The 14176-nt window shown below is 60.7% G+C and carries 14 protein-coding genes; 6 read left to right on the plus strand and 8 right to left on the minus strand.

Features of this window, described 5'->3' with window-relative positions; genetic code table 11:
- Window positions 1-89: 89 nt before the first annotated feature.
- From HYZ49_06210 to HYZ49_06240, 7 genes are all read right to left on the minus strand, one after another.
- Complete coding sequence (locus HYZ49_06210) at window positions 90-950, minus strand: HEAT repeat domain-containing protein (protein ID MBI3241873.1); 861 nt, start codon at window positions 948-950, stop codon at window positions 90-92.
- Window positions 951-1051: 101 nt separating this feature from the next.
- Entirely contained in the window at window positions 1052-1849 is a 798-nt protein-coding gene (locus tag HYZ49_06215) for a prolipoprotein diacylglyceryl transferase (protein MBI3241874.1), read from the minus strand.
- A gap of 104 nt (window positions 1850-1953) precedes the next feature.
- Window positions 1954-2340 carry a hypothetical protein gene (locus HYZ49_06220; GenBank protein MBI3241875.1) on the minus strand — a complete coding sequence of 129 codons (387 nt, stop codon included), beginning with the start codon at window positions 2338-2340 and terminating at the stop codon, window positions 1954-1956.
- 307 nt (window positions 2341-2647) lie between these two features.
- The gene (locus tag HYZ49_06225) at window positions 2648-3280 is read right to left on the minus strand and encodes a DUF47 family protein (GenBank protein ID MBI3241876.1); all 633 of its coding nucleotides are present in this window, start codon (window positions 3278-3280) and stop codon (window positions 2648-2650) included.
- Window positions 3281-3351: 71 nt separating this feature from the next.
- Window positions 3352-4329, minus strand: a complete 978-nt coding sequence (locus tag HYZ49_06230; protein MBI3241877.1) for an inorganic phosphate transporter — start codon at window positions 4327-4329, stop codon at window positions 3352-3354.
- Between the two features lie 102 nt (window positions 4330-4431).
- Window positions 4432-5373: a pseudouridine-5'-phosphate glycosidase gene (locus HYZ49_06235; protein ID MBI3241878.1), complete on the minus strand. Its 942-nt coding sequence runs from the start codon at window positions 5371-5373 to the stop codon at window positions 4432-4434.
- Window positions 5370-6014: an alpha/beta hydrolase gene (locus HYZ49_06240; GenBank protein MBI3241879.1), complete on the minus strand. Its 645-nt coding sequence runs from the start codon at window positions 6012-6014 to the stop codon at window positions 5370-5372. Before HYZ49_06240 ends, HYZ49_06235 begins: the two co-directional genes overlap by 4 nt.
- A 105-nt stretch (window positions 6015-6119) precedes the next feature.
- On the opposite strand from HYZ49_06240, the gene HYZ49_06245 reads away from it, so the two are divergent.
- The 6 genes from HYZ49_06245 (at window position 6120) to HYZ49_06270 (ending at window position 11547) form a co-directional block, all read left to right on the plus strand.
- On the plus strand, window positions 6120-7538 hold the full coding sequence (locus tag HYZ49_06245) for an AAA family ATPase (GenBank protein MBI3241880.1): 1419 nt from the start codon (window positions 6120-6122) through the stop codon (window positions 7536-7538).
- Window positions 7517-8980 (plus strand): tetratricopeptide repeat protein, encoded by a 1464-nt coding sequence (locus HYZ49_06250; protein MBI3241881.1) that lies wholly within the window; start codon window positions 7517-7519, stop codon window positions 8978-8980. Before HYZ49_06245 ends, HYZ49_06250 begins: the two co-directional genes overlap by 22 nt.
- A 199-nt stretch (window positions 8981-9179) precedes the next feature.
- Window positions 9180-9596: an ester cyclase gene (locus tag HYZ49_06255; protein ID MBI3241882.1), complete on the plus strand. Its 417-nt coding sequence runs from the start codon at window positions 9180-9182 to the stop codon at window positions 9594-9596.
- 63 nt (window positions 9597-9659) lie between these two features.
- Window positions 9660-10082 carry an ester cyclase gene (locus HYZ49_06260; GenBank protein MBI3241883.1) on the plus strand — a complete coding sequence of 141 codons (423 nt, stop codon included), beginning with the start codon at window positions 9660-9662 and terminating at the stop codon, window positions 10080-10082.
- Window positions 10083-10135: 53 nt separating this feature from the next.
- Entirely contained in the window at window positions 10136-10549 is a 414-nt protein-coding gene (locus HYZ49_06265) for an ester cyclase (GenBank protein MBI3241884.1), read from the plus strand.
- 2 nt (window positions 10550-10551) lie between these two features.
- Window positions 10552-11547: a carbon-nitrogen hydrolase family protein gene (locus tag HYZ49_06270; GenBank protein ID MBI3241885.1), complete on the plus strand. Its 996-nt coding sequence runs from the start codon at window positions 10552-10554 to the stop codon at window positions 11545-11547.
- Between the two features lie 61 nt (window positions 11548-11608).
- On the opposite strand, the gene HYZ49_06275 is transcribed toward HYZ49_06270, so the two are convergent.
- Window positions 11609-14170 (minus strand): hypothetical protein, encoded by a 2562-nt coding sequence (locus HYZ49_06275; GenBank protein MBI3241886.1) that lies wholly within the window; start codon window positions 14168-14170, stop codon window positions 11609-11611.
- Between the last annotated feature and the right edge of the window lie 6 nt (window positions 14171-14176).

The raw sequence follows: 14176 nt of genomic DNA on the forward strand, positions 1-14176 counted from the left end.
CTGGAGCGACCAGAAGATTTCGGGTCGGTCTACTTTTTGGCGGGGGGCAGTCGTGGCTTGAAGAAGCATGAAGTCAATACCTTAGTTGGCTACTTTACGAGGAATGGGATACCGCACTGGGCCTGCGTGATTAATCCCAAGATGGCAGCAATCACAAAATTCGCTGCGAGTGCTACCAAGATACCCAGCGCCACCCAACGGCGAACAAAAGCCAAGATAATAAGGACGATCAGGTTCGCGGGGAGAATAAAGAGGTTCAAAGCGATCGCCAAGCCCTGACCATCTGAAAGTCCGCCCCCCTCAAGCAACAAAAACCAAACGAAAGTGTTGACAACATACCAAACAAAGAAGCCGATGGCCAAATCAATGTATTTCTGACGAGTGGTTACGGGCGGTTTTTTTGAGGAGGTAGATGGGATTGACTCGCTGGCTGGCGGCGCTTCGACGCCAAGCACAATCAAAGCCTCTTTAGCCTCTTGACTCACAATCCGGTTGGCGTCGTTTGCCGCTGTAGCTTTCAGGGCGCTGACGATCTTCTCGTTATCTATTTTTAGTTCAGCAATCGTCTCTATTGCTGATTTCCGACGATAGGCTTCGCTACTGCGAAGCTCTTCCAGTAGTTTATTGATCGTCTCTTCGCTCGGTTGCTTGACAGGTTCAGCAGGTGTGCTGAGAGCAGGCGAGATCTCATTGACAGGTGGCGGAGGCGCTGGGGGCAAAAATTCAACGGGCGGTAGGGATTGGAGTGATTTCAGTGCTTTCTTCGCTGACTGTCGCATCCAGCGGTTGGGGTCGTTCGCCGCTATCTGTTCCAGTGCGCTGATGACCCGCTCGTTATTCGCCTTCAGCTTGACCAGCTTCTCTACTGCCGTTTCGCGACGGTAATTATCACCACTCTTCAGGTCTTCGAGTAGAGAGTTGAGAATATCTTCAGTTGGTTGTTGCGCCATCTTGAAGCCCACTTTTCTTCACTCGCGTCCGGCGGGTGAACTTGGGAAGACCTCACAGGTCTTCGCGAAGCGGACCTGTGAGGTCTGGAGCGACAGGCACCTCAGGCCGAAACGGTCTGCCGGACGGCTTGCAGTTTTCGACCGTAGTAGATCGCCAGCGCGACGAGCAAACCCAGGCAGAAGAATTGCTGGCCGGTGAGGCCGAAGGCCAGCACTTGATTGTTGCGGACGAATTCGACGAGGAAGCGGAAGGCGGCGTAACCGGCCAAACCGAATTTGAGCAGGTTGCCGTTTTGCATCTTCGGATGATCGCGGAGAAGAATCAACACCCCAAACCAGATCAGGTTGAAGGCGGCATCGTACAGCGGCGTGGGGTGAGCTAAGTAGGACGCGCCCGGCGTGGGCACGACTTGCCCGTTCAGATAGATGCCGGGCACGGGCACGCCCCAGGGGAGCGAGGTGGGTTTGCCCAGGCCATCCTCGAACACCAGGAAGTCGCCGATGCGGCCCACCGCGGTGGCGAGGGCCATGGCCGGCGCAAAGGCATCACAGGCGCAACCCTGCTTGCCAATGGCTTTGGCGGCGATGTAGCCGCCAATGTAAGCCCCGGCCACCGCGCCCAGAATCGAGCCGGGGCCGATGCGCGGGTCGAACAGGGCATAAAAGTTGAGGACGATGGGGGCGGTCTCCCAGCCGTTGAAGAAGAGAATGGACAGCCGGGCGCCGATCATGCCGCCGACGAATGCGGCTAACGTGATCGGAATGACTTCTTCTTTGGGCCAGCGCCGCCGCCGGGCTTCGACGACGAGCCAGGCCAGCCCGACCAACAGCGCCAGCAAAAAGAAAAACCCGTGGGCGTAGACCGGAATGCCGTTGATGGTGAAGAGGACGGGATACATGGGAGACCTCCTGAGTCAGTGGGCAAAGGCGAGAAATACGGCTGGGAACGTCGAAAAGAAGTATAGCCCCAAATGTAAAGAATGGGGACGGTTAAGTTTTCCTGTTATGGCCCTATCGAGCCACCAGCGCCGGCCAGCAGAGCGAAGCAAACGCCGCCGATGAGAACGGCGATGCAGATGACGACGATCAATGCCGCCGCCATCGCGCCCAACGCGCCCAGGGCGATCCAGTAGCGGGTGAAGGCGAAGTAGATGATGAGGCCGATGTTGACGACGAGCGGGATGCACCATAGCGCCAGCCCGACGAGGCCGACCAGGGATTGCACCGGGCTGTTGCTGTCTACTGAGGTAAAGACGTTGCTGAGGAGGGCGACAAGGAGCTGCGCCGCGCCGCCCACCACGCCGTTGAGCACGAACCAGCCGACGAAGCCGACGATGAAGTCAACAGTTTTTTCACTGCGCGTGGAGTAGGTTTTGCGGGTGAAGTTCATAAAGACCTCCTCTATTTGAGAGACTGACGGATGAGTTTCTAATCCGCCCCAACCCATTGTTCATTGTTGGCTCTTGCGGGTTCAACGGGATTTTTAACGCAAAGCCGCAAAGTTGCCAGGGCGCGAAGAAAAACCAGTTTATTTCTTAGCGGCCTTGCGCCTTAGCGTCTTGCGTTAACGGTTTTCACGCTCAATCTGGTAGAGCCTCATTGCTTAGCTTGGCTCTGCCAGGAAGCGTCCCGGCAGAAGCAGGGTAATTTCAGAAGACGGTCGCGGGGCGGATTAGACCGCCCACTCAAAAGCCATCTTACACTTTCTTCACCACAATGTCGCCAATCACGTTGGCGGCCTCGTCGCCCCGGTCGGCGGCGTTGGACAGGTGGCGGTAAATCTCCCTCAGCTTCAACATTTCCACCACGTCGTGCACGTCTTTCGGGCCGACGAAGAGCGCGGCGATGGCTTCGCGGTAAACGTTCTCCACCCGGTTCTCCAGCGCCTTGGCTCGCACTGCATGATCGTTCGCCACGCCGGGATGATCCTGCAAGCGCAGAACGCCTTTGTGAATCTCCTCGGCGGCGTCGGTGAGCAGAGACACCATGCGCACCAGGTAAGGGTTGGGCTGAACGCCGAGCATGGCCATTTCATCGGTGGTGGTGTCGGCGTAGTCCAGCACGTCGTCAATGGCCCGCGAGAGGGCGAAGATGTCTTCGCGATCCATGGGCGTGATGAAGTTGCGATTCAATTCTTCGATCAGAATCCGCCGCACTTCGTCGGCTTCTTTCTCAATGGACTTCACGCGCCGGGCCACGTCGGCGTTTGGCTCGCGCATGTAGGCCTGCAGACCAGTGAGGCCCTGCACGGCGAACTCGGCCTGTTTGATCAGCAATGGCAGAAAGACATCGGGTTTCTTACGGAAGAAAGGGAGGGAAAAACGTTTCATGATTGATCTCGATTCTAAAACGACGAATGACGATTGACGACGGGCCGCCGTCTGTCGTCCGTCGTCGGTTCTCAAAATCCTAGCGCCCGGATGATCCAGAACGTGCCTGCGCCAAACAGCATCGTGGCCGGAATGGTAAGCGCCCAGGCTTGCAACATTTCGCGTCCTACATCCCAGCGCACTTTGGAGATACGCTCCGCCGAGCCGACGCCCATGATGGCCGAGCCGACGACCTGAGTGGTGCTCACTGGCCCGCCGAGCAGGGCCGCGCTCAGAATCACGAACGTGGCCGCGATGTGGGTTGAGAATCCGTGTACCGGACGGATGGTGAAGATGCGACCGCCGAGGGTGCGAATGAGCCGCCACCCGCCCAGCGAGGTGCCCAGGGCAATCGCCCCGGCGCTCACCACCACCACCCACAGCGGCACGGCAAACGACGGCAAGGCCCCGGAGGCCACCAGCCCCAGGGTGATGATGCCCATCGTCTTCTGCGAGTCGTTCGCGCCGTGACTCAACGCCAGGCCAATCGAAGTAAAAATCTGTCCCTGCCGGAACCAGTCGTTGATACGCGGCGTGGCCGACTGGGCCAGAAAGAGGATGAGGCGCATGACGGCGAAACCGGCGGCCAGGCCCAGCGGCGGCGAGACGAACAGGGCGATGATGATCTTGATCAACCCGTTGGGCAGGATGACCCTGAAGCCGCTGGCCAGTATAGCCGCCCCCATCAGCCCGCCCACCAGCGCGTGCGACGACGACGAGGGCAAGGCCAGAAACCATGTTACCCGATTCCAGATGATGGCCGCGACCACGCCGGCCAGCACCACCGGCAGGGTGACGGCTTTGGCGTCCAGCAAGCCCTTGCCCACCGTGTTGGCGACGGCGACGCCGAACAGAAACGGCCCGGCGAATTCTGAAACGGCGGTGAGCAGGAGCGCCTGGCGCGGCGACATGGCCCGCGACGAGATCACGGTGGCTACGATGTTGGAACTGTCGTTGTAGCCGTTTAGAAAATCAAAGAGCAAGGCAAAGGCGATGAGGGCAATGAGCATAAATAAACGGCTACAAATTCCGGCTCTACCGGGTTTGGCGTGAAAAGAAATTTTGGACGCGGATGAACGCTGATTTTCGCTAATAAAAAGAAAAATCCGCGTTCATCTGCGTGAATCCGCGTCCCAATTCACGCTCAAGCCGGAAGACCCCAAATTCCGCGCGATCTCCGCCGCCACCCGGGCATTGTTTTCCAGCAGGGCAATGTTGGCTCGCAAACTGGCCCCGCCGGTGATCTCGGCGACTTTGGCTAACAGGAACGGAGTGACGGCTTTGCCCTTGATGCCCTGCCGCCCGGCGGCGGCCAGCGCCTGTTCGATAGCGTCGTTGATCGAGTCGGACGGGAGGGCCGCCTCGGTTGGAATAGGCGCGGTGATTAAAACTCCCCCGGCCAATCCCATCTGCCACTTGGTGTTAATCATCGCCGCAACCTCAGCCGCGCTCTCGGCGGACGCCTCAAGCTTCAAGCCGCTGGTGCGAGTGTAGAACGCCGGGAACTCGTTTGTGCCGTAGCCAATCACCGGCACGCCCGCCGTCTCCAGCCACTCCAACGTAGCCGGAAGATCGAGGATGGCTTTGGCCCCGGCGCACACCACCGCCACCGACGTGCGGCTCAACTCCGGCAAGTCGGCAGAAACGTCAGTGTGATCGCCGTGATGCACCCCGCCGATGCCGCCGGTGGCAAAGACTTTGATCCCGGCCCAAGCCGCGCCGATCATCGTCCCGGCCACCGTCGTCGCCCCGTCGGCTTTGCGAACGGCGACGACCGGGAAATCGCGGCGGCTCACCTTCCAAACCCCGTCGGCGTTGGCGAGATACGTCAACTCCTCGTCGGTCAGGCCGATCTTGACCTGGCCCTTGAGAATCGCAATCGTGGCCGGAACCGCGCCCTGTTCGCGAACGACGGCTTCCATCCGGCGGGCCAACTCTAAATTTTGTGGACGCGGCAAGCCGTGTGAGATCACGGTTGATTCGAGGGCGACGACCGGGCGATGGTCGGAGAGCGCCGCTTTTACTTCAGGCGAGAAAAAAAGTTCAGGTGTCATAATCGCTTCTTCATCCATTCGGCAATCACCTCAATCGACTCGTCACTGACGTTGTGCCCCATCCGAAACTCGTGAAATTCAACCTCGGCCCCGAGGCGCTTGAGGGTCTCGTAAGAGTCGCGCCCCCACTGAACCGGAAGCAGAGGATCGTGCGTGCCGTGGGTGATGACGAAGGGCTTGCCCTTCAGGCCGGCCTCATCCACCTTCAAGCCGGAACTGAGCGGAATATAACCGGACTGGGCGATGACGCCGGCCACTCGCGCCGGCTGGGTGAGAGCAAACGAGTACGACATCATGCTCCCCTGGCTGAAGCCGAGCAGAAACAGCCTCTGCGGATCAACCGGATAAGCGGCCACAGCTTCGGTGATGAAACGGTCGAGCGTTTCCAGAGCCGCGTCGAAACTGGGCTGGTCGGGGGCGCCGATTCCTTCGAGCCGGTACCACTCCCAACCGCCCATCAGGTCAAGCGGCGCGCGCGGGCTGATCCACAGCAGGCGGTCGTCGAGGTAAGGCGCAAGGCTGATCAAGTCGCCTTCATTGCTTCCGCGTCCGTGCAGGCAAATGATGGTCGGGTGAGGGGCGGCGTCCCCGGCAGGGAAGCGGGTGAGGTGTTTAAGGGGGAGATTGGCGGGCTGGCTCATTCCCAGCATTGTAACAAAAAAACGGGCCTGGTTGATCAGACCAGACCCCTTGACAATGTTTACCGTGAAGCGACTGCCGCCAAGCTGGGGTATATAATCACAACAATGCTGGCCGACAAACCCGTTCTATGTCCCATCTTGATTGGCCGCGGCACCCACCTGGCCCTGCTCGATCAACTTCTGGCTCAGGTTCAAGGCCGTCGGGCGCAAACGGCCCTCATCGCCGGTGAAGCCGGCAACGGCAAATCGCGGCTCGTGGCCGAAGCCAAAGCGCGGGCCGCCCGGCAAAATTTCCTCGTCCTGCAAGGCAATTGCTTCGAGTCGGATCGGGCGCTACCTTATGCGCCGCTGATTGATTTACTGCGCGGAGTCTTCGGAACGCGGCCCTCAGCCGAGATCAGCCGCGATCTCGGTTCCGCCGCCAGCGTCTTCGTCCGGCTTTTGCCTGAGCTTGCCCCTTCCTTCTCCCGCCCGGCCCCGGCTTCCGATCTCGACCCCGAACAAGAGAAGCGCCATCTCATTCAAGCCTTCAGCCAGTTCTTCGCCCGCCTGGCGCTGGCGCAGCCGTTGCTTCTTGTCGTCGAAGACCTGCACTGGAGCGACGACGAGAGTCTCGAGGCTCTGCTCACCATTATCCGCCGCGCCAGCGCCCAGCCTGTCCTCGTCATCCTCACCTTTCGCAATGACGAGATCACGCCCGCCCTCAACCGCTTCCTGGCCGATCTGGAACGCGAACGGCTGGCCGCCGAGTTGACCCTCCCCCGCCTCAACCCCGCCGAAGTGGACTCCATGCTCCGTGCCATCTTCGAGCTTCAGCGCCCGGTGCAGGCCGAATTCCTCAATGCCATCTACGGCCTCAGCGAGGGCAACCCGTTCTTCATCGAAGAGATTTTGAAATCGCTGATCGCAACCGGCGATATTTTCTTTGTGGAAGCCGACGGCAAATGGGATCGCAAGCCGCTCAACCAGCTCCGAATCCCGCGCACGGTGCAGGTGGCCGTGCAACGCCGCACCGACGATTTGAGTCCGGCGGCCCGGCAACTGCTGGGTCTGGCCGCCGTGGCCGGGCGGCGCTTCGATTTCACTCTTCTGCAAAAGTTGACCCAACGCGGCGAGGCGGAACTGGTGTTGTTGGTGAAGGAGTTGATGGCCGCTCAGTTGGTCGTCGAAGAATCGGCGGAGACTTTTGCCTTCCGGCACGCGCTCACCCGGCAAGCGGTGTACGCCGACATGCTGGCCCGCGAGCGCAAGGCCCTGCATCAGACCATCGCCGGTTTTCTGGAGACGGCTACCCCGGAAACCCGGCTGGCCGATCTGGCCCATCATTTTTACGAAGCCGGGTCGTGGGAAAAGGCAATGGACTATTCACAGCGCGCCGGTCGGAAGGCCGTGAGTCTTTACGCCATGAGCGCCGCCGCCGAGCACTTCACGCGGGCGCTGGAGGCAATGCGCCAACGGCGTCGCGCGATTACGAGCAAACCGGCCTGTACTTCCAACGGGCCTTGGAAGCCGCCCGCGCCCTGAACGACCCGGCGGCGCTGGCCCGCACCCTCAACCGGCTGGGCAACTGGCGCATGAACGTGGAGCAGCTGGCCGAAGCCAGGCAATGCCACCAGGAGGCGCTCTCCATTTTTGAGTCAGTGCAAGACAAGCGCGGCCTGGCCGAGACTCTGGACCTGTTGGGCATTGCCGCCGGGATGAGCAGTGACCCGCTTGGAACGGTAGCTTACTACGAGCGCGCGGTGGCGCTCTTCCGCGAATTGGACGACCGGGGCGGGCTGGCTTCGAGCCTGACCGTGCTGGCCCCACGCGGCGCAATTTACATGCAGAATGTCGGCGTGTGGCCAGAGTCGACTCTGGCCGGGCGCGTGCGCGACAGCGAGGCCGCCCTGCAAATTGCCTGCGACACGAACTCGCGGCCTGCCGAGACTCTGGCCCGCGCCTGGCTGGGCTTGTGCCTGGCCACCGCCGGTGAGTACGCTCGCGCCCTCGAACAGATCCAACAGGCCATCGAAATTTCAGACGAGATCGGCCATCGCCAGTTTATGGCCATCACCCGCTGGGTGGCCGGGGCGGCGCATCTCGACCTGCTGGCCCTGCCCGCCGCCCGCGAGCATCTTGAGCAAGCTCTGAAGTTTGCCCGCGAGAGCAGTGCCATTCACTGGGTGCGCATCGCCGCCGCCTTTCTGGCTTCGCTTCACATCTCGCAAAACGAATTGGCGAAAGCGGAAACGATTCTCAAAGAAGCGTTCACGCCTGACACGCCGATGATTGGCATCGGCCAGCGCCACGCCTGGGCAACTTACGCCGAACTGGCGCTGGCTCAGGGCAGGGCTGACGAAGCGTTGCGAGTCGTCGAAATGTTGATTGACTCGGCTACCGGCATCGAAGTTCAGGGCGAGCACGCTATCCCGCGCTTCGGCCTGGCGCGGGGCGAGGCGCTGGCGGCGCTGGGCCGAACCGAAGAAGCCGAGATCGTCCTCCAGGCCGCGCGCGAGACGGCGCTGAAGCACGAGGCCCGCCCGATGTTGTGGCGGCTCCACGCCGCCCTCAGCCGGTTTTATCGGAGTCAGGGACGAGGCGAGGAATCGGAACGGGAAGGGGAGGCGGCCAAAACGTTGATCGAAGGGTTGTCCGCCAACCTGCCCGTTGAGCCGATTCGTGATCAATTCCTGAGTCGCGCTCTGATCATGATTCCATCATTGCCAACACCGTCGCCGCGTCAACTTGCGAAGAAAGAGTTCGGCGGGCTGACGGGCCGCGAGCGCGAGGTGGCAACGCTGGTGGCGCAAGGGAAATCCAACCGGGCCATCGCCGACGAACTGGTGGTGAGCGAGCGGACGGTGGAGAAGCACGTGGAAAACGCACTCGCCAAGCTGGGCTTTGCTTCGCGGGCGCAGTTGGCGGCCTGGGCGGTGGAAAGAAGGTTGAGCACTCTGTCAGGCGATGATAGGGTGACAAGATGACAAGATGAAGGGATGGCAAGATGAAGCCCGCAGGCCTTACTTCACCTTGTCATCGTGTCATCTTGTCACGAAATCTACGTGCTACTCAACTACAAACCTTCGTACTTTCCCCCATGTCTCGCAAGCCGTAATCCTGTAGAGTGTGGGCAGTTCGGCAAACCCAAAACATCCGCTGAACATCACTCAAGGAGACTATCTCATGTCAAACACAGACCTGCGAGCCTTTGCTCAACAATACTTCAAGTATCTGGATCGCCGCGACCTGGACGGGTTGGACTCGGCCCTGGCCCCAAACGTGAAGTTTCACGGCTTCGGCCCTCAGCCCCTCGACCGGGCCGGGACGCGAGCGACAATGACCGGGTTCTACACCGCCTTCCCGGATTCGCGCATGCCTTACGAGGCGATTATCGTTGATGGGGATCTCGTCGCCATCCAGCACAGCTTCCGGGGCACGCACCAAGCCGAATTTCAGGGCGTCCCAGCGAGCGGCAAACCGGTGGTTGTTCATGCCATCGTCATGCTCAAAGTACAGAACGGCAAAGTCGTGGAAGCCTGGCTCAACGCCGACATCCTCGGCCTGCTGACGCAGATCGGCGCGATCCCGATGCCGGCGTAAAACGTATTTCGTATTGCGTGTTCCGTCGGGGCCATTAGCGTTGCATACCACGAGGAGCCTGCCATGTCACTCGAAGCCAACAAAGCCATCGTCCGCCGTTATCAGGCGTTGTATAACGCCAATGATCTCGACGCGCTGGGCGACATTGTCGCTGTTGACGTTGTGAGCCACAAGACTCTCCCCGGTCTGCCGCCCGGCCTGGAAGGCGGCAAGTTCGCGCATCGCGGAACCGTTGCCGCCATCCCCGATTTGAACTACTCAATTGAGGATTTGATTGCAGAGGGTGACAAGGTGGTGATGCGCTGGACAATGACCGGCACACATAGCGCCGCGCCCTTCATGGGCCTGCCGCCCACCGGAAACAGTCTCCGGGTGAGCGGGATCAGCATCTTCCGCCTTGCCAACGGCAAGATCGTGGAGCATTGGGCCGAGCCGGACGGCGTGACCTTTATGCAGCAACTCGGCCTGATGCCTGCGCCGGCGTAAAACGTATTCCGTATTGCGTAGTCCGTCAAGAATCTTTCAAAGGAGCTAACCTCATGTCACTCGAAACCAACAAAACCATCGTTCGCAAGTATCAAGAGGCTTATAACACCAATAATCTTGACGCGCTCGACGATGTTGTGGCCGCCGACATCCAGACCCCGGCCATGTTGCCCGGCTTCCCGCCCGGCCTCGAGGGACTCAAGCAACTCCACAGACTCACGGTGGATGCCTGGCCCGATCAGAAGGTGACAATTGAAGACCTGATCGCCGAGGGCGACCGGGTGGCGGCCCGGGTCACCGTGTCGGCTACCCCGGCGAAAGACGCCTTCGGGGTTCCGGCCAACGGCAAGTCGTTCCGAATCTCCGGCCAGTATATCGTCCGCATCCAAAACGGCAAGATCGTAGAACACTTCGGCGTGGAAGACGCCATTGGCATTATGCAACAGATGGGCGCGATGCCCGCGTAGCCATGCACACCGCCGACGCGCCTTTCATCGTCGCCGCCGCCCAAGCCTCGCCGGTTTTTCTCGACCGGGCGGCCACGACAGAAAAAGCCTGCGAGTTGATCGTAGACGCGGGCCGGGCTGGGGCGCGGTTGATCGTCTTCCCCGAATCGTTCATCCCGGCTTACCCAGACTGGGTGTGGGCCGTGCCGCCAGGTGAAGAACGTTTACTCAACGAGTTGTACGCCGAGTTCCTCAACAACTCGTTGGCGGTTCCCGGCCCGGACACTGATCAACTCTGCCGCGCCGCACAACGGGCGAAGATTCACGTCGTCATGGGCCTGAGCGAACGCAACACCGAGGCCAGCGGAGCGAGCCTGTACAATTCTTTGCTCTACATTGACGCGCAGGGAAACATCATGGGCAAGCATCGCAAGCTGGTGCCAACCGGCGGCGAGCGTCTTGTCTGGGCGCAGGGCGACGGCAGTACGCTGGATGTTTACGACACGCCCTTCGGCAAGCTGGGCGGCCTGATCTGCTGGGAGAACTACATGCCGCTGGCGCGTTACGCGCTCTACGCCTGGGGCGCGCAGATTTATGTGGCCGCCACCTGGGATCGCGGCGAACCCTGGCTCTCCACTTTGCGCCACATCGCCAAAGAAGGCCGCGTCTACGTGATTGGCTGTGGCATGGCTTTGCGCCAGTCCGACATCCCGGAGCGATTTGAGTTCAAAGGGCGGTTTTATCAAAACGTGGGCGAATGGATCAACGCCGGGGACAGCGCCATCCTGAATCCCGAAGGCGAATTCATCGCCGGGCCGGTCCGCGAGAAAGAGGAAATTTTATACGCGACGGTTCACCCGGCGCAGATGCGCGGGCCTAAGTGGATGCTGGACGTGGCCGGACACTACGCCCGCCCGGACGTGTTCCAACTCACCGTCAATCGTGAACCGCGATCATTGATCCAGGTAAGAGAGGAAGGTGCGCCAGAGAATACGCCGGTTCAGGAGTGGGGGATTTGAGGCCACCCCGCAACTCTACTTGACTGGCCATCGTCCGGAAAAGGTGTCTGCGCGATTTGTATTACGGGGCAATCGTGACGTTGACCGCAAATTCTGAGGTGTTGCCGCTAGCATCAATGGCAATGGCGGTGAGCTGGCTGCCAGACGCCACGTTAACAGGCGACAAGGTGCGGTCGAACGCGACCGCGCTTAGATCTTGGGAGCCCGCAGGAGTCGTACCAACAATAATGGATTGGAGGAAAGTCCGGCCTTCACCATTGATGCCCGCCGCGCCATCGCTCACGTAGAACTCAACCGTTGTATTAGGCCGGGCCTCGCCAATGACGCGCAGGGAGACACCCGCAATAACAATATTTGCCGATTGGATCACCGGGAAATTAAGGAGGTCGTTCGCGCCAGTGTCAATATCACCTGAGTCGTTGGCCGTTACTCCGCCGGGGATCAAATCAATGCCCAACCCGGCGTTGGAGAAGAAAGAGTTCCGCTGGATAGTATTCTGAACGGAGGCATCCACTTCCACGCCATCGGCGTTGAAGGCAATGATGTTGCAGGCCCCAGTGCAAGGCCCGCCAGACGTCGTGCTGGTTGTGCCGCCAATCAGATTGTTGTCAGCCCCGTCCCGGATCCGGATGCCTTCGCCGCTGTTGCCCAAGTTGCCTGTGCCCGCCGCATCCGTGCCAATGTAATTCCCTTGCATCGTATTGCCATCCGAAGTGGGGCCAGTGATCCTGATGCCATTGTCGCCGTTGCCGGAGATGAGGTTGCGCTGGGCGTCGGTTGTGCCGCCGATGGTGTTGCTGGGCGAGTCCTGAATCGTCAAGCCGATGTTGGTATTGCCCCGATCAACCGTGCCCGTCACATCCGTGCCAATGTAATTCCCCTGAACCACGTTGTTGCCATTGGTTTTCAACACGATCCCCTCTGCAAAACGGTTGATGACCAGACCGCGCACGATGCTGGAACCGGCGGTGATCTCCAGCCCGGTGCTACCTGGTGCCGCTGAACCGTCGAGTTCGACGATGGGCGAGCCAACAAAACCCGCCTGAGTCGTGCCATCAATCGTCAGCGGGTCGGCAATGATGGGCAGGGTCGTGACCGGTTGAATGCTGTAAGGCGCGCCGCCGGTGAGGGCAAACCGCACTGCGTCGGTTCCGGCAATGGCGTTGGCGTTTGAAATGACCTGCCGCAGTGAGCCTTGCCCCGAGTCGCTAGTGTTGACCAGGGCGAAATAAGAGAAGCCGAAGTCTACGCCGGTGACGTTGACCGCGCCGACGATGACGGTGACGTTGGTGTCGCCAACTCCGCCGCCCTGGGCCGTGCCAGTGTCGTCTACCGTTGTGCTGTTGCCGCCCAGAGCGCCCGCGCCGCCGTTGCCGGTCGTGCCGTCGCTTTCAAAAGTTTGCTCCGGGCGGGCGCTGGTGAAGCCGGGATTGAAGGTGCCGTTTGGCGGTGTGTCGGCATCGCCGAGCGAGGCGGTGACCACACGCACGGTGTAAGTTGTGCCCGGGTTGACGCCCAAAGTGTAATTGCCTGTTCCATCGGTGTTTGCGAAGGTGATAAACGTTGTTCCCGTGCTATCGTAGAGTTCAACCCGCGCGATTGGCATGCCAACGTCCGGCGCGGCGAAGGCTGAACCGTTGCCGCCGGTGTAATTCACGTCTTCAAATACCCGGCCAGAGAGCGTCAGAGGCGGCGTCGCCGTGAAGGTGGGCGTGTCGGTTGGCGTGTTGGTCGGCGTAAACGTAGCTGTGTTGGTGGGCGTGGCGGTGGCCGTGTTCGTGGATGTGAATGTGGCCGTGTTGGTCGGCGTGCTTGTGAATGTGTTGGTCGCGGTAGCGGACGGCGTGCGAGTGTGGGTTGGCGTAAAGGTGCGGGTGAAGGTGGCTGTAGGTGTAAACGTGCGGGTCGGCGTGTTGGTGCGCGTGAGCGTGGGCGTGTGGGTGCGGGTGAAAGTGGGCGAGGCGGTGAACGTCCGCGACGGCGTGGGGGTTCGGCTAGGCGTGCGGGTCGGGGTTCGGGTGGCCGTGCCAGTGGCGGTGAATGTGCGACTCGGCGTGCGCGAGAGAGTCGGGCTTGGGGTGAAGGTGCGCGTCGGCGTGCTAGTGAAGGTGCGCGTTGCGGTGGCAGTGGGCCGGGTGGGGGTGAAGGTGGGGCTGGCCGTGGCCGACCCGGAGAGGGTGGGGCTGGGCAAAAGGTTCAGGGTGGCTGTGGCGGTCACCCCGTTCGAAGCGATGGCCGTGCCGGTTGCATTATCCGCCGCAGAGGTGGGCGTCAACAGAAACGCCTCTTCTTTCACAATGTCCAGCGGCAGGCTTTCGCCGGTTTCGGCATTAGCCTGTTCGTCGCGCTGAATTTCTTCGATGATGTTGGAGTTGATGGAGGCGTTGAGGACGAAGGGCCAGGGTTTGTAATCCGCTTCGAGTTTGGAGCGCGTGTCGGCCAGGGCCGGGGGCGTAGCGCCGAGCAGGGCCAACTGGCTGCACCCGAAGAGGAACAGGAGCAGGACAGGCACGATGATGAACCAGCGCGCGAGGCCGCGCAGTTGTTCCTGCGTGCGCGGGTTGTTCAGCCTGGCAAACCAGTCGCGTTCTTCCTGAGGCTCGTTCTCTGGCTCGTACTCCATAGTGTC

This window comes from Chloroflexota bacterium (assembly GCA_016197225.1).
Classification (GTDB): domain Bacteria; phylum Chloroflexota; class Anaerolineae; order Anaerolineales; family VGOW01; genus VGOW01.